Raw genomic sequence first — 19,095 nt, 5'->3', positions numbered from 1 at the left:
CATGGATCCGTTAGGAAAACTCACATGACCAGCACGCGCCGCCTGCCCTCGCTCAACGCCATGCGCGCGTTCGAGGCCGCCGCGCGGCTGCGCAGCGTGGGCGCCGCGGCGGCGGAACTGCATGTCACCCATGGCGCGGTCAGCCGCCAGGTGCGGCTACTGGAACAGGAATTGGGGCTGCCGCTGCTGCAGCGCGACGGCCGCGGCATCCGCCCGACCGCCGCCGGCACGCGCCTGTGCGAGGCCGCCGGCGCGGCGTTCGCACAGTTGCACGAGGCGGTGGCGGAGCTGCGCCGCCCGGCGCGCCCGGCCGCGCTGGTGTTGGGCTGCCCGGGCAGCATCCTGGCCCGCTGGATGATCCCGCGGCTGCAGGCGCTGCAGCGCGACCTGCCGGCGCTGACCCTGCACCTGTCCGCGCACGAGGGCGACTTCGCCGCCGACCTGGACGGCCTGGATGCGGCGCTGCTGCTGGGCCAGGCGCCGTGGCCGGCGGACTGGCAGGTCCGCGTACTGGCGCCGGAGCGGATCGGCCCGGTGCTCAGCCCCGCCCTGCCGCAGGCACCGGCACTGGCCACGGCCGCGCCGGCGGCGCTGCAGGAACTGCCACTGCTGCATACGGTGTCGCGCCCGCAGGCGTGGCCGGCCTGGGCCGAGGCGCAGGGCCTAGCGCCGGCGCAGTTGCGCTACGGCACCGGCTTCGAACACCTGTACTACCTGCTGGAAGCGGCGCTGGCGGGGATCGGCGTGGCGATCGCGCCGCAGCCGCTGGTCGCCGACGATCTGGCCAATGGCCGCCTGCTGGCACCGTGGGGCTTCGTCGAAACCGGCGGACAGTGGGCGCTGTGCACGCGCCGCGAGGTCCAGGATCGGCGGGTCGACGCGCTGGCACATTGGCTGACGCAGGAACTGCAGCGCTGACGTCGCCGCAGCGCAGGCCGCGTCGCCACAGCCTCCTGCCAGCCTTTCAGCCGCGACGTGGCGACGCGCTCAGCAGTTGGTGTTCAACTCGTGGCAGTCGGCGCGGCGCACTTCCTCGACGAACTTGCGCATCTTGTGGCCGTCCTTGATCCCGGGCTGGCTTTCGATGCCGCTGGACACGTCCACGCCCCACGGCAGGGTGCCGATGATCGCGTCGAACACGTTGTCGCCAGTGATGCCGCCGGCGAGCAGGAACGGCCGGTGCAGGCCGGTCGGCAACCGCGACCAGTCGAAGGTCTTGCCCGAGCCGCCACTCTCGCCGGGGGCGTGGCTGTCGAACAGGAAGCCGGCGGCATTGGGAAACTGCAGCTGCAGGGTGCGCGCGTTGATCTCGCCGCCGCCCATCGGTATCGCCTTCAGGTACGGCAGGTTGAAGCTGCGGCAGAAGCCGTCGTCCTCGTCGCCGTGGAACTGCAGCAGGGTCGGACGCACGGTGCGCAGGACCTCGCGCACCTCGTCCTTGGGGTTGTCGCGGAACAGCGCCACCACGTCCACCATCGGCGCGGCGGCCTGGCGCATGGCCCGCGCCTCGGCCGGCGCCACCCGCCGCGGGCTGCCATGGGCGAACACGAACCCGATCGAATCCACGCCCAACTCGCCTGCCAGGCGGATGTCGCCGGCGCGGGTCATGCCGCAGAACTTGATGCGGGTGCGATACAACGTGCGATTCATAGCGTGACCTCGTCCGGAAGCGTCCAGTGGGCGGGATAGAGGGGACCGACGAAGACCAGGCCCTGCGGCGGCGCCGTGGGACCGGCGACGCGGCGGTCGCGTCCCGCGAGCAACTCGCCAATCCAGGACGCCGGCTTTTCGCCCGTCCCCACCATGACAAGGGAACCAACGATATTGCGCACCATGTGATGAAGGAATGCATTGGCCTGGACCTGGATCTCGACCAGCTCGCCGCTGCGGCTCACCGCGATCGACTGCAGCTCGCGACGCGCATGCAGCGCCTGGCACTGCACGCTGCGGAAAGCGCTGAAGTCCTGCTCGCCCAGCAAGGCCTGCGCCGCCGCGTGCATGGCCTCGGCCTGCAGCGGCCGCCGCTCCCAGCTCAGGGTCTGCCGGTACAGCGCCGGGCGTACCTGGCGGTTGAGCAGGCGGTAGCGGTAGCGGCGCGCGCGGGCGGAGAAGCGCGCGTGGAAGTCGTCGGCCACCGGCACGCACCAGCGCACGCACACCGAGGGCGGCAGCCGCGCGGTGGCGCCCAGCATCCAGCCGCGCGCCGGGCGCGACGCGTTGCAATCGAAATGCACCACCTGGCATTCGCCGTGCACGCCGGCATCGGTGCGGCCGGCGCAGACCACGCTCACCGGGGCGTCGGCCACCGACGACAGCGCCGCCTGCAGCGTCGCCTGCACGCTGGGGCCGCCGCTCTCGCCGAGCTGCTGCCACCCCTGGAACTCGCTGCCGTCGTATTCCACGCCTAGTGCGTAGCGCATGGCGACCTCCACTGCAGTGCGCCATCGAGGTGGACGTGTTGTGCGGTCGCCGCGCGCAAGGACGAGCGCAGCGTGCCTGTTAACAAGCAGACGCAGCGGAAGTACCCCTGCCAGGCCGGGAGCGCGCGCGCAACTGCGCTCGCCCGCCGCTGACGGGCGTGTTGCCGCAAGGCCGTCCCGATCCAGGCCGGACGGCCGCGGCGAGCGCGCCGCGCGCCGCCTGCCGCCATCAGTCCAACCGCCCCAGCAATTGCAGCGCCTCGGCGCGCGCGGCCGGGTCGCCGCTGGCCGCGACCTCGGTCAGCAAGGTGCGCGCGGTCTCGTTGTCGCCCAGATCCATGTACGCCACCGCCAGCTCCAGCCGCTCGCGGCCCGCCGGCGGATACGGCGACGACGCTTCGGCCGCTGCGGGTGCTGCAGGTGCGGGCGCAGGTACGACGGGCTGGTGCCAGGTCGGCTCCTGCCGGCCGGCGCCGGCATCGGTGTCGACATGGGCGTCGACGTTCGGCACCGCGGACAGCGGCGACGGCTGCGGCCAGGCTGCCTCGGCCGCGGACTCGGCGGCCGGTGCGGGCTCCGGACGGGCGTCGGCTGTGTCGATGGAATGGACCTCGTCGTTGCCCGCGGACAGCGGCGCATCGGCCGGCGCATGGCGCATCGACTGCTGCGCCAGCACGCGCTCGAAGGCGTCGTCGTCGAGCGCGACGTGGTGATCGGCGTGATCGGCGTGATCGTCGGCAGCGTGGTCGGCGTGATCGGGGCGCTCCCACTCCGCCAATGCCTCCTCGTCGCGGGCGGCCGTGGCATCCTCGGCCAGCGGCTCGGCGGGTTCCAGCGGCGGCAGTTCCGGCGCATCGACATCGCGGTGCGCGACCACCGGCACCGTGGCACCCGCCAGCGCGGCGTCGTCGTCGCGCGGCAACGGCGGCAGCGGCGAAGGCTTGCGCCGGCGCGACAGCAGCCAGGCGCCGATGCCCAGCACCAGCAGGCTCACCCCGCTCCACAGCCACAGCGGGAACCCCGCATTGGCCGGCGCCGGCGCGGCCGCGGCGGCCGGCGCCGCCTGCCCGGACTGGGCCAGGCGCTTCTGCGCCGCGGCCAGGTCGCTGTCCTTCAGCGCGATCAGTTGCTGCTGCTGGGACTTGAGCTTTTCGAGCTGTTCCACCCGCGAGCGCAGTTCCTGGACCTCGGCATCGCGTGCCGCGAGGTCTTCGCGCGCCTGCTGCAATTGTTGGGCTGCCACCATGTCTCCTTCGTCGCCGGCACCGGTGCCGGACTTGGTTCCCGCCTCGCGGCGCGTCGCCGGCACCGCCGGCGCGATCTCCAGCCGTGCGCCGGCCGCGGGGGCCGCCGGCGCTGCGGCGGCCGGCTTGGCTGCGGCCTGTGCTGTCGCCGTGTCCTGCTGCGCCTGTGCGGGTTGCGGCACCGGCGCGCGCGCCTGACGCCATTGCGCCGCCTGCTCGCGCACCACCGCCTCGGCGGCGGCGGCATCCAGGCTGGCCAGATCCTCCTCGCGCGGGGTCCGCAACACCGCGCCCTGCTTGAGCAGGTTGAGGTTGCCGCGGATGAAGGCATCGGGATTGGCGCGGAGCAGCGCGACCATGGTCTGGTCCAGCGAATGGCCGTTGCCGCGCGCGAGCTGCCCGGCGATCTGCGACAGGGTCTGCCCGGCGCGCACCGGCGCCAGCGCATCGCCGGGTGCGGCCGCCGGGGCCGGCGCCGGACGCGGCGCGGCGGCCGGCCTGGCGCTCGGCGTCGCCGACGTGGCGGCGCCCGCCAGAGTTGGCGCCGCGGTGGAGGCGTCGCGGGCGATGCGGTCGGACGGCTGCGCCGCGGCCGGTGCATCGATCGCCGGCGCGTCGATCGCCGCAGCGGTGTTGGGCGCGTCGATCAGCGCGGAGTATTCGCGGATCAGCCGGCCCTGGCCCCAATCGACCTCGATCAGGAAGCTCAGCGACGGCACCTCGACCGGCATGCGGCTGCTGACCTGGATCACCGCGCGGCCCTTGCGGGTCTGGGTGAAGCGGAACTGCAGATCGCTGACCAGGCCCTGCGGGCGCTCCAGCCCGACCCGCGCGAAGGTCGCCGGCGAGGCCAGCGCCACCCGCGCCCGCTCCAGTTCGCCCGGCTCGTTGGAGATCACCGGGATCTCGGCCAGGAACGGCTCGCCCGGCTTGGACAGCACGCGGATATCGCCCAGGCCGAGTGCCAGCGCGGCCTGGCTGCAGGCCAGCAACAGCAGCGCGGCGGTCGCGCGACAGACGTGGCGCAACCCGCGCGCGGCGGGCACCGCATCGCCGCTGCGGCGACGGAACAAACGTGGTTGTAGGCGCATCCCGCCCCTGCCCCTTGGAGTCATGTCCATCAATATATATGAAGCGGGGAGTGGGGATTTGGGATTGGGGATTCGTTGTGGGTGCAGCATTGGCAGGGAGTGCGCTTGCGCGGAGTACGCGAGCGCCCCCTTTGCGGGATCAGGGACCGACAAGCACTGCAGTGCCGCTCGTCCTGTAGGAGCGGCTTCAGCCGCGATGGCTTTACCGGGAACGCTCCGTCGCGGCCGAAGCCGCTCCTACGAGGGCGCCCGTCATCATCGCGCCCACATGCGCTAGCGCAGCCCCTCTTTGCAGCACAACACGGACGCCAGACACGACAACGGCCAGGGCGTGCGCCACTGGCCGTTGCGTGTCTGCCGGGACATCGCGCACTACGCAGCCCTGGAACAGCCGGCGCTGCGCCGCGCTTTGCGAATCCCCAATCCCGACTCCCGAATCTCAGCCCTCCTGCGCCACCAGCTCGGCCAACTGCACCGCATTGAGCGCGGCGCCCTTGCGGATGTTGTCGGCCACCACCCACAGGTTCAGGCCGCGCGGGTGCGAGAAGTCCTCGCGGATGCGGCCGACGAACACCGGATCCTTGCCGGAGGCGTGGGTCACCGGGGTCGGATAGCCGCCGGCCTTGTGCTCGTCGACCACTTCCACCCCGGGCGCCTGACCCAGCAGGGCGCGCGCCTGCTCGACGGTGATCTTGCGCTTGGTCTCGATGTTGACCGCCTCCGAATGGCCGAAGAACACCGGCACGCGCACCGCGGTGGGGTTCACCAGGATGCTGCTGTCCTCGAGGATCTTCTGCGTCTCCCACACCAGCTTCATCTCTTCCTTGGTGTAACCGTTGGGCTGGAAGTCGTCGATGTGCGGGATCAGGTTGAAGGCGATCTGCGCCTGGAACTTCTGCGGCTCGATGTCCTGGAACGCCAGCAGTTGCGCGGTCTGCTTGCCCAGTTCCTCCATGCCCGAGCGGCCGGCGCCGGACACCGACTGGTAGGTGGCCACGTTGATGCGCTCGATGCCGTATTCCTTGTGGATCGGCGCCAGCACCGGCATCAACTGCATGGTCGAGCAGTTGGGGTTGGCGACGATGCCGCGCGGACGGTTCTTCAGCACGTGCGGATTGACTTCCGACACCACCAGCGGCACGTCGTCGTCGTAGCGGAACGTCGAGGAGTTGTCGATCACCACCGCGCCGGCCGCGGCGAACTTCGGCGCGTATTCCTTGGAAATGCCGCCGCCGGCGGAGAACAGCGCGATGTCCACGCCGGTCGGGTCGAAGGTCGCCAGGTCGAGCACGGTGACCTTGTGGCCGTTGAACTCGACCTGGCCGCCGGCCGAGCGCTCGGAGGCCAGCGGGTACAGCGTGGCGATGGGGAAGCCGCGCTCGGCAAGGATGCTCAGCATGGTTTCGCCGACGGCACCGGTGGCGCCGACGACGGCGACGTTGAAACGACGGGTTGCATTGCTCATGGAAGGATTCGATCCGCAGGAAGAAAAAAGGGGAGGAACAGCCGCACTGCCGCTTGGATTCGGGGAACCTGCCGTGCGCGCCGCGCACAGGGCCGCAGGCTCCCTATCGTTTTTTGTCCGCGATCGCCCGCGCGCCGCCCGCCGCGACGATCGCGTCCAGGTTCAGCGCATTGGGCGGGCGCCCGGCATCGGCGCCGATGCCCAGCGCGGCCAGCAGGTTGTCTACCGCCAATGACACCATCGCGCGGCGCGTGGCCACGCTGGCGCTGCCGATGTGCGGGGTCAGCACCACGTTGCGCAGCGCCAGCAGTTCCGGACGGATCGCCGGCTCGCCTTCGAACACGTCCAGGCCGGCCGCGGTCAGGCGCCCGTGCGCCAGCGCATCGGCCAGTGCGATCTCGTCGACCAGGCCGCCGCGGGCGATGTTCACCAGCGTCGCGGTCGGCTGCATCTTCGCCAGCGCGGCGGCATCGATGAGGTGGTGCGATTGCGCGCTGTACGGCAGCACCAGCAGCAGGTGGTCGGCACGCGCCAGCAGCGCGTCGAAACCGACGTACTCGGCGCGATGCGCTCGCTCCACCTCGGCCGGCAGGCGGCTGCGGTTGTGGTACAACACGCGCATCGAGAAGCCGGCGGCGCGGCGCGCGATGGCCTGGCCGATGCGGCCCATGCCGAGGATGCCGAGGGTGCTGCCGTGGACATCGGCGCCGAGCATGGTCTGGAACGACCACTGCTGCCACTGCCCCGCGCGCAGCCAGCGCTCGGCCTCGCCGACGCGGCGCGCGGCGGCCATCAGCAGGGCGAAACCGAGATCGGCGGTGGTCTCGGTGAGCACGTCGGGGGTGTTGGTGGCGACGATGCCGGCCGCACTGAGCGCGTCCAGGTCCAGATTGTTGTAACCGACGCCGACGTTGGCGATGGCGCGCAGCCGCGGCGCGCCGGCGATCTCGGCGGCGCCGATGCGTTCGTTGAGGGTGACCAGGGCGCCGTCCAGCGGCGCCAGCGCCTTCGCCAGGTCCTGCGGCGAATAACGGGTCACGTCCGCGGTGGTGGTCAGCGCGCAATGCGCGCCCAGCCGTGCGACGACGTCGTCGAACAGCGGTTGGCTGACCCACACCCGCGGCCGCGACTCAGCCATCGCCACCACCTGGGATGCGCGGCGTCACCGTGCCGACGTCGCCGCACTGCGCGCGGTGGCGCAGCGCCTGGTCCATCAGCACCAGCGCCATCATCGCCTCGGCGATCGGGGTGGCACGGATGCCGACGCAGGGGTCGTGGCGGCCGGTGGTGATCACGTCCACCGCCTGGCCGTCCACGTCCACCGTGGCGCCGGGCAGGCGCAGGCTGGAAGTGGGCTTGAACGCGACCGAGACGACGACGGGCTGGCCGGTGGCGATGCCGCCGAGCACGCCGCCGGCGTGATTGGACTGGAAGCCGTCCGGCGCGATCAGGTCGCGGTGGTCGGTGCCCTTCTGGGTGACCGCGGCGAAGCCGTCGCCGATCTCCACGCCCTTGACTGCGTTGATGCTCATCATCGCCGCGGCCAGTTCGCCGTCGAGCTTGCCGTAGATGGGCTCGCCCCAGCCCGCCGGCACGCCATCGGCGATCACGGTGACCCGCGCGCCGACCGAATCGCCGGACTTGCGCAGCGCATCCATGTACGCCTCCAGCTCCGGTACCTGCGGCGCATGCGGCCAGAAGAACGCATTGTCCTCCACCGCCTCCCAGGCGAAGCCCTGCGGCAGCAGCGGCCCGAGCTGCGACAGGTAGCCGCGCACGCGCACGCCGTAGCGCTGCGCCAGCCACTTCTTGGCGATCACGCCGGCGGCCACGCGCATGGTGGTCTCGCGCGCGGACGAGCGCCCGCCGCCGCGCGGATCGCGGATGCCGTACTTCTGCCAGTAACTGTAGTCGGCATGGCCCGGACGGAACTGCCGGGCGATGTCGGTGTAGTCCTTGCTGCGCTGGTCGGTGTTGCGGATCAGCAGGCCGATCGGGGTGCCGGTGGTGCGGCCCTCGTAGACCCCGGACAGGATCTCGATCTCGTCGGCCTCGCGCCGCGCCGAGGTGTGCCGGCTCTTGCCGGTGGCGCGGCGCTGCAGGTCGTGGGCGAATTCGCTGGCGTCCAGTTCCAGCCCCGGCGGGCAGCCATCGACCACGCAGCCGATCGCCGGCCCGTGCGATTCGCCGAAGGTGGTGACGGTCAGCAGTGTGCCGAAACTGTTCGCGCTCATGTCGCTTGCGTCACCGATCCGCGGCCAGCGCGGCGATGCGCTCATGGTGTGCGAGCAGTTCGCTGCGCTCCACCGCGAAGATGCCCATCTGCCCGACCTTGAACTCGACCCAGGCGAAATCCACTTCCGGCAGCAGCTGCGCCAGCGCGCGTTCGGACTCGCCGACCTCGCAGATCAGCAGGCCATCCTCGCTCAGGTGCGCCGGCGCGTCGCGCAGGATCTTCAGCGCCAGGTCCAGGCCGTCGTCGCCCGCGCGCAGGCCCAGCTCCGGCTCGTGCGCATACTCGGGCGGCAATGCGTCGGTCTCGGCATGGGTGACGTAGGGCGGATTGGTCACGATCAGTTCGTAGCGGCGTCCGCCCAGCCCGGCGAACAGGTCGGACTTGACCAGTTCAACGTTGTCGGCCAGCAGCCGCTCCTTGTTCTCGGCGGCCAGGCTCAGCGCGTCGTCGCTGATGTCGACCGCATCCACCTGCCAGTTGGGGTTGTAGTGGGCCATGGCGATGGCGATGCAGCCCGAACCGGTGCACAGGTCCAGCGCGCGCTCGACCGGGCGGCCGGCCAGCCACGGCTCGAAGCCGGCCTCGATCAGCTCGGCGATCGGCGAGCGCGGCACCAGCGCGCGCGCATCGCTCTTGAAGCTGAGCCCGGCGAACCAGGCCTCGCCGGTGAGATAGGCGGCGGGGATGCGCTCGGCGATGCGGCGCTCGAACAGCGCCAGCACCTGCGCCTTCTCCGGCGTGGTGAGCCGCGCGCTGCCGTAGGCCGGGCCGAGGTCGTGCGGCAGGTGCAGCGCGTGCAGCACCAGTTGCGTGGCCTCGTCCAGGGCGTTGTCGTAGCTGTGGCCGAAGCTCAACCCGGCGGCGTTGAAACGGCTGGTGCCGTAGCGGATCAGGTCGATGATCGTGTGGAGTTCGGCGGCCGCGTCGGCAGTCATGGCAACAGGCAAGGCAATGTGGCCCCCGATTATAGAGGCCCGGCCGCTATGATGAGCGTTCGTTGCATGGGAAATCAGTATGTTCAACCGCACCTTCGGCATCGTCCTGGTGGTTGCCCTGGCCGCCGGCCTGGGGCTGCTGCTGGCCCAGAAGTACTTCGGCGGCAGCGCCGCCCCGGCCTGGCCGGAGACCCGCACGGTGCGCATGTACCCGCAGCCGCGGCCCCTGCCCGACTTCCACCTGCGCCAGACCGACGGCACGCCGCTGGTGCCGGGCGAGCTCAAGGGCCACTGGACCCTGGTGTTCCTGGGCTTCACCGCCTGCCCGGACGTGTGCCCGACCACCCTGGCCGACCTGGCGCGCGCGCAGAAGCAATGGCAGACGCTGCCGGACACGCTGCGCCCGCGCGTGCTGTTCGTCTCGGTCGACCCGCAGCGCGACACCCTGCCGCGGCTGGGCGAGTACGCCCACGCCTTCCACAAGGACACCATCGCCGCCACCGCCGACGTGCCCGAACTGGAGCGCTTCGCCACCGCGCTGGGCTTCGTGTTCCAGAAGGTGCCGGGCAAGCACTACGCCGAGAACCCGAACGACTACAGCATGGACCACTCCGCCGCGATCGCGGTGCTCGACCCGCAGGGCCGCCAGGCCGGGCTGATCCGCCCGCCGTTCGATGCCGCCGCGATCGCCGCCGACCTGCAGGCGCTGACCAAGGCCACCGCCCCATGAGCCTGACCACCCGCCTGACCTACGTGCTGCCGCACCGGCTGCTGTCCTCGCTGGCACGGCGCCTGGCGTACTCGTCGCGGCCCGGCCTGAAGCAGTGGCTGATCGACACGGTGGTGCGCCGCTTCGGCGTGGACCTGAGCGAAGCCGCGCAACCGGATGCGCGCGCCTACCCGACCTTCAATGCCTTCTTCACCCGTGCGCTGAAGCCCGGCGCACGCGTCGCCGATCCCGATCCGCAGGCGCTGCTGATGCCGGCCGATGGCCGTATCAGCCAGCTCGGCCAGATCGAGGACGGGCGCATCTTCCAGGCCAAGGGGCAGTCGTTCACCGCCGCCGAACTGCTCGGCGACGACACCGCAGCGGCGCCGTTCGCCAACGGCCTGTACGCCACGGTGTACCTGTCGCCGCGCGACTACCACCGCGTGCACATGCCCTGGATCGGCACCCTGCGCGAAACCGTGCACGTGCCCGGCCGGCTGTTCAGCGTCGGCACCGACGCGGTGCGCAACGTGCCGCGCCTGTTCGCGCGCAACGAGCGCCTGGTCTGCCATTTCGACACCGACTTCGGCCCGATGGTCTCGGTGATGGTCGGTGCGCTGCTGGTGTCCGGCGTGGAAACGGTGTGGAGCGGCGTGGAGATCCCGCGCTACGCCGACCGCATCACCCGCAAGGATTGGCGCGGCAAGGGCATCACCCTGCAGCGGTTCGAGGAGATGGCGCGTTTCAACTACGGCTCGACGGTGATCGTGCTGCTGCCGCCCGGCGTGGCCGCGTTCGATCCGGCGCTGAAGGCGGAATCGCCGGTGCGGCTGGGCCAGGCGCTGGCGCGATTGGTGCGCTGAGACGTACAGGGCCGCGCTGCGGCCCCTTGTGGGGTGTGTTTTGTGAGAGGGACTTCAGTCCCGACGCATGGACGGTGACGGGCCGCAGGCTCTCACTGGATAGCCGAAACGCCATCCATCCGACACCGAGGCCGCCGCACCCTCATCCGGCGCTGCGCGCCAACTTCCCCCGAAAAGGGGGCCATGGTCCCGGGGGGAGAAGGAACCGGCCTACTTCTCGCAGCCCACCAGCTTCAGCGATTGCCCCGGCTTCAGCGCATAGCCTGGCGCGCGCAGGCCGTTGGCCTTGGCCAGTTCCTTCAGATCGCAGTCGTGACGGTCGGCGATTCGGCCCAGGGTGTCGCCCTTGGCCACGCGGTAGTTGCGCACTTGCTTCTGCTTGGGCTTGGCCGGCGCGGGACGGCCGGTGGCCACCGTGGTCGGCACGCCGGCGACCGGGCTGACGTCGCCCACCGCCACGTTGCCGGTGAGGTCGGCGGCCGGCGCCGGGCTGCTGCTGCGCACCGCGGCGGTGACGTCGGCGGTGATCAGCGCGCGCGCCAGGTCGGCGCGCGGGCCGCTGACGCAATAGCGGTTGTACAGGCCGACGATCTTGGTGTTGGCGTTGATGGTCACCCCGGCCGGGATCCAGCCGTCCGGCTCGTAGCGCGGATTGAGGTTGCGCAGCGCGCGCATGTAGCCGTCGCGGGTGCCGTCGCTGCCCAGACAGATGGTCAGTTCGTAAATGGTGGTGGACTTGGCCAGGCGCAGCGTGGCCGGCTGCGCATTGATCTTGGGGAAGGCCACGCCGTACTGCTGCGGGTGCAGGAAGATCCACGCCGCGGCGATCACCATCGGCACGTAGTCCTTGGTCTCGGCCGGGAACTGGTTGTACACCGACGCATCCCAGAAGCTGCGGCCCTGCATCTGGTTGAACACGCGCGCCGCGCGACCTTCGCCGCCGTTGTAGCCGGCCAGGGCCAGTTCCACGCTGCGGTTGAGCTCGGCCATGCGCTCGTTGATGTAGACGGCGCTGGCCTCGGCGGCGCTGCGCGCGTCGTAGCGGGTATCGAAGCCGGTGCCGTCAGGGCCCAGGCCGAAGCGGCGCCCGGTGGCCGGCATGAACTGCATCAGCCCGGCGGCGCCCACCCGCGAATTGGCGTGCACGCGGCCGTTGGATTCCTTGGCGATGATGCCGAACAGCAGCGCTTCCGGCAGGCCGCGCTTCTCCCACTCCGGCCACATGATCGCGCGCAGGTTCTGGTAGTTCTCGTAGCTGCTCATCAGCGACGGGCGCATGTCGGTGAGCCAGCGGCGGATGCCGGCCTGCACCGCCGGGTTGTACTCCACCATCGAATCGAAGGCGTGGCGCTTGTCGTTGAGCAGGCGCGCCGCGCGCGCCGCTTCCGGCACGTCGGCAGCGAGCGGGCTGATGTGGTCGGGGTCGGCCTGCAGCGGCGCGGAGTCGTCGTCGGTGGCATCGGCATCGCTGGCCTGGCCCTGCGCGTCGGCCTTGGCCTTCAGCAGGCGCTTGTACGCGCCCAGATAGGTACCGACCTCGCAGCCGCGCTGCTTGATGCAGGCCTGGATCACGTCCTCGATGTCCTCCAGCGCGGCGTCGCTTTCCTGAGTGCCCTTGGGGTCGCTGTTGCCGACCAGCACCAGGGCGTCGTTGTAGCGCTTCTCGGCGGCGGCCAGGCGCTGGTCGAGGACGGCGATGGCGGCCTGGTCGCGGGCGGACACGCGGGCTTGGGCGGCAGGAGCGGTACAGGTCAGCGCCACGGCAGCCGCGACGGGCCACGCGTGGGAGAAGCGGAACGGAAGGGGCATGGTGGGACGCGGCGACGGAAAGGCCGCAGGGTAGCCCCCGCCGTCGCATCGCGGCAAGGTCGCCGCGGCCACGGCCGGGCCCGCGGCGGGCCAAGGTTCATCGCCGGCGGCCATCCCGCGCCGCAACATGGCGCCGCATACGCCGGCCGCAGCGACGCTGGTTCAGATGCACGGCACCCAGGCGGCACCAGCGAACGGCCAAACCATGCAAAGGCGGCCTCGCAGTCGGCGCCGCCTCTGCAGGGCAGCGCGGCGCGCTCCGGAGCACCCTGCGCGCGTTCGGCCAGGCCGCAGACGCTCTAGAATCCCGGCATCTCATTGCGGACCCCGATATGGACCCGATCCTGCTAGGCAAAGGCGTGACCGACGACATCGCGGTGCTGCTGCAACCGCGCCTGGGCAATCGCCATGGCCTGGTCGCCGGCGCCACCGGTACCGGCAAGACCGTGACCCTGATGACCCTGGCCGAAGGCTTTTCGCGCATCGGCGTGCCGGTGTTCCTGGCCGACGTCAAGGGCGACGTGGCCGGCCTGGCGATGCCCGGCGACGGCAGCGAGAAGGTGCTGCAGCGCGCCCGGGAGATCGGCGTGGCCGACTACGCCCCGGCCGCCAATCCGGTGGTGTTCTGGGACCTGTACGGCCAGCTCGGCCACCCGGTACGCACCACCGTCAGCGAGATGGGCCCCACCCTGCTGGCCCGCGTGCTGGAACTCAACGACACCCAGGCCGGCGTGCTCGACATCGTGTTCAAGCTGGCCGACGACCGCGGCCTGCTGCTGCTCGACCTGGACGACCTGCGCGCGCTGCTGGCGCTGGTGGTGGAAGAGCGCAAGGACATCTCCACCGAATACGGCCTGGTCAGCGCGCAGTCGGTGGCCGCGATCCAGCGCGCGCTGCTGCGCCTGGCGCAGGACGGCGGCGAGGGCTTCTTCGGCGAGCCGGCGCTGGACCTGGCCGAGCTCATGCGGGTGGATCACGACGGCCGCGGCGTGATCGGCATCCTCGCCGCCGCGCAACTGGTGCTCAAGCCGCGGCTGTACTCGACCTTCCTGCTGTGGCTGCTGTCGGAACTGTTCGAACGGCTGCCGGAAGTGGGCGACCTGGACAAGCCCAAGCTGGTGTTCGTGTTCGACGAAGCGCACCTGCTGTTCGACGATGCGCCGCCGGCGCTGGTGCAGCGCATCGAGCAGGTGGTGCGGCTGATCCGCTCCAAGGGCGTGGGCGTGTACTTCTGCTCGCAGTTCCCGGACGACGTGCCCGACAGCATCCTCGGCCAGCTCGGCAATCGCGTGCAGCACGCGCTGCGCGCCTATACGCCACGCGACCAGAAGGCGGTGCGCACCGCCGCCGAAACCTTCGTGGCCAATCCCAAGCTGGACGTGGCCAAGGCCATCTCGCAACTCGGCACCGGCGAGGCACTGGTGTCCACGCTGCAGGACAAGGGCGTGCCGACACCGGTGCAGCAGACCCTGATCGCGCCGCCGCGCTGCCGCATGGGCGCGATCACCGAGGCCGAGCGCACGCAGGTGCGCGCCGGCAGCCCGGTCGGCACGCGCTACGACACCCCGGTCAATCGCGAATCGGCGGCGGAACTGCTGGCGCGCCGCGTCGAGCAGAGCGCCGACCGCAGCGCCGCGCCGCCGGCGCGCACCCGCGAACAGGACGAGGCGCAGGACAGCGGCTTCGGCCAGGCGGTCAAGGACGCGGTATTCGGCACCAAGCGCCGCCAGGGCATGCTGGAGGCGATGGCCAAGCAGACCTCGCGCACCATCGGCAACCGCATCGGCCAGCAGATCGTGCGCGGCATCTTCGGCAGCATCTTCGGCGGCAAGCGCTGAGCGCGGCGCGCGTGATATGCGCGCCGCGGCGTCCAGGTCACGGGCATCCCATCAGAACGGCTTCAGCGCATCTGCAAAGCGCGCTTTGCCGCGGCCAGCGCGTATGTCATCGCACTCGTAGGAGCGGCTTTAGCCGCGACCGGGCTTTCCCGGTAATGCCGGTCGCGGCTGAAGCCGCTCCTACGGCATCCGCGCCATCCCGCAGCGCCAGCGCTATCCCAACAGCCCGTGCAGCTTGGCGTACTGCAGCAGCATGATGGTCTTGGCGTCGGCGATCTCGCCGGTGTCGATCATCGCCAGCGCGGCATCGAGCGCCAGCTCCAGCACCTCGATCTCCTCGCCCTCGGCGGCCACGCCGCCACCGGCACCGACCTTGTCGCGGTCCACGTATTCGCCTACGAAGAAATACAGCCGCTCGGTCACCGAGCCCGGACTCATGAACGCCTCGAACACCTTGCGCACGTTCTCGATCCGGTAGCCGGTCTCTTCTTCGGTTTCCTTGCGGATGCAGGTCTCCGGATCGTGGCGATCGAGCAGGCCGGCGCAGGCTTCGATCAGCATGCCGTCGGGGTTGCCGTTGAGCAGGGTCGGCAAGCGGAACTGGCGGGTCAGCATCACCGTGCCCTTGGCGCGGCTGTACAGCAGGATGGTCGCGCCATTGCCGCGGTCGTAGGCCTCGCGCGTGAGCGCCTGCCAACTGCCGTCGTGGCGCTGGAAATCGAAACTGACCTTGCGCAGCACGTACCAATTGTCCGAGAGCACTTCGATATTGGTGACGCGCACGCGCGGATTTTCGGAAACGAAAGAAGGGTCCAAGCGAAACTCCTGTAAGGGAAAGGCGAGGCGGCAGGCACGATGCCCGACACGCGCACTCGCCGCGGGGCCATGAGTGTAGCCAGCGCACGCGGCGCCGCTGCGACAGGGGTAGCGCTTTGCGCAGCAGGCCGCGCTCCACGTGCCACAACCCGCCATGGCGACCGCACGGCCGCCACGGCCAGCGCCCAATTGCACCCGTCGCGACAGACCCGCACAATCGTCGCACTTCGTAGACAGGGGGCGTCATGGAAGACCGTCGTCGCGCGGGCGCAAGCCGCGCACACCGCAGCACACCCGAACCGTTCTGGGCGCGCACCCGCGCCATCGCGCTGTATCCGCTGCGTGGCGGCGCCCTGTACGCGCTGATCGCACTGACCCTGTGCAGCCTGCTGGGAATGCTGCCCGGCATCGGCTGGATCCTGGGCATCGTCACCACCCTGGCGATCTACAAGTACGCCTTCGAGATCCTGCGGCACACCGCCGACGGCTATCTGGACGCACCGGAACGCGGTTTCGACGTCGGCGACGGCGTGGTCGTGCGGCTGCTGGCGCTGGTGATCGTGCTCGGCGTGGCGGTGTTCGCCGCGCTGCTGCTGACCGGGCCGGTCGGCGGCCTGCTGATGCTGCTGGCGGTGGTATTGCTGCAGCCGGGCTTCCTGATTTCCCTGGCGATGGACGGCAGCCTGCGCCGCGCGCTGAACCCGGCCGTGTCGATCGGCCTGGCGCTGCGCATCGGCTGGCCGTACCTGGCCGCGTTCGGCCTGCTGTTCGTGATCCAGGCCAGCGCGCTGGGCGCCGCCACCTGGCTGCAGCGCGCCCTGCCGCCGCTGGTCGCGGACCTGGCGGTCACCGTGGTGACGATCTGGGGCCTGTTCGCGGCCTTCCACCTGATGGGCTATCTGGTCTACCAGTATCACGCCGTGCTGGGCTACGAACCGGCCGCCGATGCGGCCACCGCCTTCGCCCGCCACGACCCGGACCAGCGCGTGCTCGACGAGGCCGAACACCTGGTGCGCGACGGCCACACCGAGGACGCGCTGCAGGTGCTGCGCAGCGAAGTGCGCACCCGCGCGGTGAGCCTGGGCGTGCACGAGTTGTACCAGCGCCTGCTGCGCGGCAGTGCGCGCCACGACGAGCGCCGCGAGCACACCCGCCAGTACATGCACCGGCTGCTGCAGGAAAAGCAGGAACGGCGGGCGCTGGCCCTGCAGCGCGAGGCACTGGATGACGATGCCGACTTCGTGCCGCTGCTGCCGGAACAGGCCACGCTGCTGGCCGAACGCGCGCAACTGGCGGGCCAGTTCCGGCTCGCCGCCGACGGCCTGCAGGCCGCGCTGCGCGCCTGGCCGAACGCGCCGGAACGCAGCACCTGGTCGCTGCAGGCCGCCTTGCTGCTGGGCGAGCGCTTCGGCGAGGACGCGCAGGCGCGTCGTCTGCTGGAGGACGCGCTGACCCGTTGCGACGACGATGTGCAGCGCGGCAAGCTGCAGGCGGCGTTGCGCGCGGTGACGATCGCGCCGGTCTAGCGCGCGTCCTTCCGGGACGCTGCATGCGCCCCGCACGCGCCAGGCAGCGCGCTCAGACGTTGGCGAGCAGGAATCGCGCCTTGTCCGCCTGCGGCAGGTCCGGATAGCGGACGATCAGTGCCTCCAGCACGCGCCGCCACTCCGTCGTGGCCTGGCGTTCGCCATGGCCAAGCGCGAGCCGGAACCAGGCCTGCGCCTGCTGCTCGCGCGGCGAGACCGCGTCCTGCGCCAGCAGCGCCTCCGCCTCGGCCAGCAGGCCCAGCGCCATCCAGCGCGCGAGCAACGCGGTGCGCGTCGGTGCGTCCAACTCACCGGCCGCCTCCAGCAGCCCTGCCTGCTGCCGCGCCTCCTGCACGGACGGCGCCGCCAGGCGCAACAGCGCCAGCGCCCGCAGCCGCGCCGTCGCGGCCTGGCCGGCGTTGGCCGCCACGCGGTAGCGCGCCAGCGCCACATCGAAGCGCTGTGGCGCTTCGGCGGCCAGCACGTCCAGCAGCATGCCAGCCTGGACGTGTTCCATCCGCCCCAGATGCGCCTGCGCACGCGCCCAGCGGTCGTCGGCCGCTGCGCCGCCAGCGTCGCGCAGGAACGCCTCGCGGGTCTGACCAGTCGCCACCAGCACCGCGCCGAGCAGCGCGCCGACCACCAGGCCGCCGGCATGCGCGTCGAAACCGATGCCGGCATCGCCGTTGAACAGCAGGTTGTACAGCTCCCAGCCCAGCCACAGCGGCAGCAATGCGATGGCCGGCGCGCGCACGTAGTCGAACAGCACCGCCACCCAGTAGAAGAAGCGCACCGGGCGCCGTCCCCACACCACGCAGAACGCGCCCATCAGCGCGGCGATGGCGCCGGAGGCGCCGAGGCCGGCTCCTGCCTCGCCCCAGCGCCACCACAGGCTCACCGCACTCGCGCCGAACGCACCGAGCAGATACACCGCCAGGAACCGCCAGCCGCCGATCGCGCCTTCCAGCAAGGTGCCCAGCGCCAGCAGGAACAGCATGTTGCCGATCAGGTGCAGGGCGTCGGCATGCAGGAAGGCCGCGGTGAGCATGCGTGCCGGCGCCCATTCGGAACTGCGCTGCACATGGCGCAGGGTGAACACGCGCTGCAGCAGCGCGTCGTAGCGCGCGCGCAGCGGCGCCCAGGCCTGTTGCGCGTCGGCATCCGCGAACGCCGTGCCACTGCGCAGGGCCTGCAGGAAGCGCACGTCGTGCAAGGTGGCGGCGCCGACGAAGGCCGGCCGCTCCACCGCCGGCACCTGCTGCAGCCGTGCCAACGCCTCGCGCTGGCCGCTGCGCTGCAGATAGCGCGCATAGGCCGGCGCTTCCAGCGCGCCGAGTCCGGAATCCAGATAATCGCGCTGCGCCTGCCGTAGCGGCGCACCGTCGTGGCGCTGCCAGCCGACGTAGACCGCGACGTTGAGCAGGATCAGCAGCAGCGTGACCAGCGGAAAATTGTCCCGCGACAGCGGCTTGTGCAGCGGCAGGATCAGCATCGAACGACGTCCATGTGCAAGGCCGCGCCAGCTTCGACCATCGCCTGCGGGTGCGCAAGCCGCAGGCACGCGCTAGCATCGCCACCCCGCTCCACCGCAGTCGCACCGATGAGCCGCTGGCGTCCCCCTGCCGAGAAAAGCACCGCCCTGATCACCCCGGAAGGCCATGCCCGGCTCAAGGCCGAGCTGGAGGAGCTGTGGCGGGTGCGACGCCCCGAGGTGGTCAAGGCGCTGGCCGCGGCCGCGGCCGAGGGCGACCGCTCGGAGAACGCCGAGTACACCTACCGCAAGAAGCAACTCGGCGAGATCGACCGCCGCGTGCGCTACCTGAGCAAGCGCCTGGAAGCGCTGCGCGTGGTCGCCGAGGCGCCGTCCGACCCGCAGGCGGTGTTCTTCGGTGCGCAGATCGAACTGGAGGATGCCGACAGCGGCGAACTGCGCCGCTACCGCATCGTCGGCCCAGACGAGACCGACGCGGCGCGCGGCTGGATCAGCATCGATTCGCCGCTGGCGCGGGCGTTGCTGAAGAAGCGCGTCGACGACGAAGTGGAAGCGCAGTTGCCCGGCGGCCGCCATAGCTTCGTGGTGGTGGCGGTGGACTACGCTGCGCCGTAAGCGCGCGGCGCCGTGGCGCCACGCAGGCCGCCTAGG

16 protein-coding genes are annotated in these 19,095 nt (G+C 71.1%); 6 read left to right on the top strand and 10 right to left on the bottom strand.

Annotation, left to right across the window (positions count from 1 at the left end; genetic code table 11):
• Nucleotides 1–24 precede the first annotated feature (24 nt).
• On the top strand, nucleotides 25–918 hold the full coding sequence (locus tag GGR66_RS17125; RefSeq protein WP_184449308.1) for a LysR family transcriptional regulator: 894 nt from the start codon (nucleotides 25–27) through the stop codon (nucleotides 916–918).
• Nucleotides 919–987: 69 nt separating this feature from the next.
• Here GGR66_RS17125 and GGR66_RS17120 read toward each other — a convergent pair whose 3' ends face one another.
• The 7 genes from GGR66_RS17120 to prmB all read right to left on the bottom strand — a co-directional run bounded on the left by GGR66_RS17120 (nucleotide 988) and on the right by prmB (nucleotide 9,391).
• Nucleotides 988–1,650 (bottom strand): phosphoribosylanthranilate isomerase, encoded by a 663-nt coding sequence (locus tag GGR66_RS17120; protein ID WP_160970546.1) that lies wholly within the window; start codon nucleotides 1,648–1,650, stop codon nucleotides 988–990.
• Complete coding sequence (truA, locus tag GGR66_RS17115) at nucleotides 1,647–2,420, bottom strand: tRNA pseudouridine(38-40) synthase TruA (RefSeq protein ID WP_184449306.1); 774 nt, start codon at nucleotides 2,418–2,420, stop codon at nucleotides 1,647–1,649. The genes GGR66_RS17120 and truA overlap by 4 nt, the downstream gene beginning before the upstream one ends.
• Before the next feature lie 229 nt (nucleotides 2,421–2,649).
• Entirely contained in the window at nucleotides 2,650–4,755 is a 2,106-nt protein-coding gene (locus tag GGR66_RS17110) for a FimV/HubP family polar landmark protein (RefSeq protein WP_184449304.1), read from the bottom strand.
• A gap of 439 nt (nucleotides 4,756–5,194) precedes the next feature.
• A complete protein-coding gene (locus GGR66_RS17105; RefSeq protein WP_184449302.1) occupies nucleotides 5,195–6,220 on the bottom strand; it encodes an aspartate-semialdehyde dehydrogenase in 1,026 nt (341 codons plus the stop codon).
• A 103-nt stretch (nucleotides 6,221–6,323) separates the two neighbouring features.
• Nucleotides 6,324–7,358, bottom strand: coding sequence for a D-glycerate dehydrogenase (locus GGR66_RS17100; protein WP_184449300.1), 1,035 nt, complete (start codon nucleotides 7,356–7,358; stop codon nucleotides 6,324–6,326).
• A complete protein-coding gene (aroC, locus tag GGR66_RS17095; protein WP_184449298.1) occupies nucleotides 7,351–8,454 on the bottom strand; it encodes a chorismate synthase in 1,104 nt (367 codons plus the stop codon). The genes GGR66_RS17100 and aroC overlap by 8 nt, the downstream gene beginning before the upstream one ends.
• A 10-nt stretch (nucleotides 8,455–8,464) precedes the next feature.
• Entirely contained in the window at nucleotides 8,465–9,391 is a 927-nt protein-coding gene (gene prmB / locus GGR66_RS17090) for a 50S ribosomal protein L3 N(5)-glutamine methyltransferase (RefSeq protein ID WP_184449296.1), read from the bottom strand.
• Nucleotides 9,392–9,470: 79 nt separating this feature from the next.
• Here prmB and GGR66_RS17085 point away from each other — a divergent pair, with 79 nt between their 5' ends.
• On the top strand, nucleotides 9,471–10,121 hold the full coding sequence (locus tag GGR66_RS17085; protein ID WP_160970555.1) for an SCO family protein: 651 nt from the start codon (nucleotides 9,471–9,473) through the stop codon (nucleotides 10,119–10,121).
• Nucleotides 10,118–10,963, top strand: a complete 846-nt coding sequence (gene asd, locus GGR66_RS17080; RefSeq protein ID WP_184449294.1) for an archaetidylserine decarboxylase — start codon at nucleotides 10,118–10,120, stop codon at nucleotides 10,961–10,963. Before GGR66_RS17085 ends, asd begins: the two co-directional genes overlap by 4 nt.
• 210 nt (nucleotides 10,964–11,173) lie before the next feature.
• Here the strand turns inward: asd and GGR66_RS17075 are convergent, their stop codons facing one another.
• Nucleotides 11,174–12,772: a transglycosylase SLT domain-containing protein gene (locus GGR66_RS17075; RefSeq protein ID WP_160970557.1), complete on the bottom strand. Its 1,599-nt coding sequence runs from the start codon at nucleotides 12,770–12,772 to the stop codon at nucleotides 11,174–11,176.
• A gap of 317 nt (nucleotides 12,773–13,089) precedes the next feature.
• On the opposite strand from GGR66_RS17075, the gene GGR66_RS17070 reads away from it, so the two are divergent.
• Nucleotides 13,090–14,610, top strand: coding sequence for a helicase HerA-like domain-containing protein (locus GGR66_RS17070; protein ID WP_326521054.1), 1,521 nt, complete (start codon nucleotides 13,090–13,092; stop codon nucleotides 14,608–14,610).
• Nucleotides 14,611–14,823: 213 nt separating this feature from the next.
• Here the strand turns inward: GGR66_RS17070 and nudK are convergent, their stop codons facing one another.
• Nucleotides 14,824–15,426: a GDP-mannose pyrophosphatase NudK gene (gene nudK, locus GGR66_RS17065; protein WP_160970559.1), complete on the bottom strand. Its 603-nt coding sequence runs from the start codon at nucleotides 15,424–15,426 to the stop codon at nucleotides 14,824–14,826.
• Between the two features lie 245 nt (nucleotides 15,427–15,671).
• On the opposite strand from nudK, the gene GGR66_RS17060 reads away from it, so the two are divergent.
• Complete coding sequence (locus GGR66_RS17060; RefSeq protein WP_184449292.1) at nucleotides 15,672–16,952, top strand: hypothetical protein; 1,281 nt, start codon at nucleotides 15,672–15,674, stop codon at nucleotides 16,950–16,952.
• Between the two features lie 52 nt (nucleotides 16,953–17,004).
• Here the strand turns inward: GGR66_RS17060 and GGR66_RS17055 are convergent, their stop codons facing one another.
• Nucleotides 17,005–18,444 carry a rhomboid family intramembrane serine protease gene (locus GGR66_RS17055; protein ID WP_184449290.1) on the bottom strand — a complete coding sequence of 480 codons (1,440 nt, stop codon included), beginning with the start codon at nucleotides 18,442–18,444 and terminating at the stop codon, nucleotides 17,005–17,007.
• A gap of 108 nt (nucleotides 18,445–18,552) precedes the next feature.
• Here GGR66_RS17055 and greB point away from each other — a divergent pair, with 108 nt between their 5' ends.
• Nucleotides 18,553–19,059: a transcription elongation factor GreB gene (greB, locus tag GGR66_RS17050; protein ID WP_184449288.1), complete on the top strand. Its 507-nt coding sequence runs from the start codon at nucleotides 18,553–18,555 to the stop codon at nucleotides 19,057–19,059.
• Nucleotides 19,060–19,095: the final 36 nt, after the last annotated feature.

It is taken from the genome of Xanthomonas sp. 3498, assembly GCF_014199795.1.
In the GTDB taxonomy this organism is placed as follows: domain Bacteria; phylum Pseudomonadota; class Gammaproteobacteria; order Xanthomonadales; family Xanthomonadaceae; genus Xanthomonas_A; species Xanthomonas_A rydalmerensis.
The sequence above is the reverse complement of the archived record's forward strand: the minus strand, read 5'-3'. Positions and strand labels throughout refer to the sequence as shown.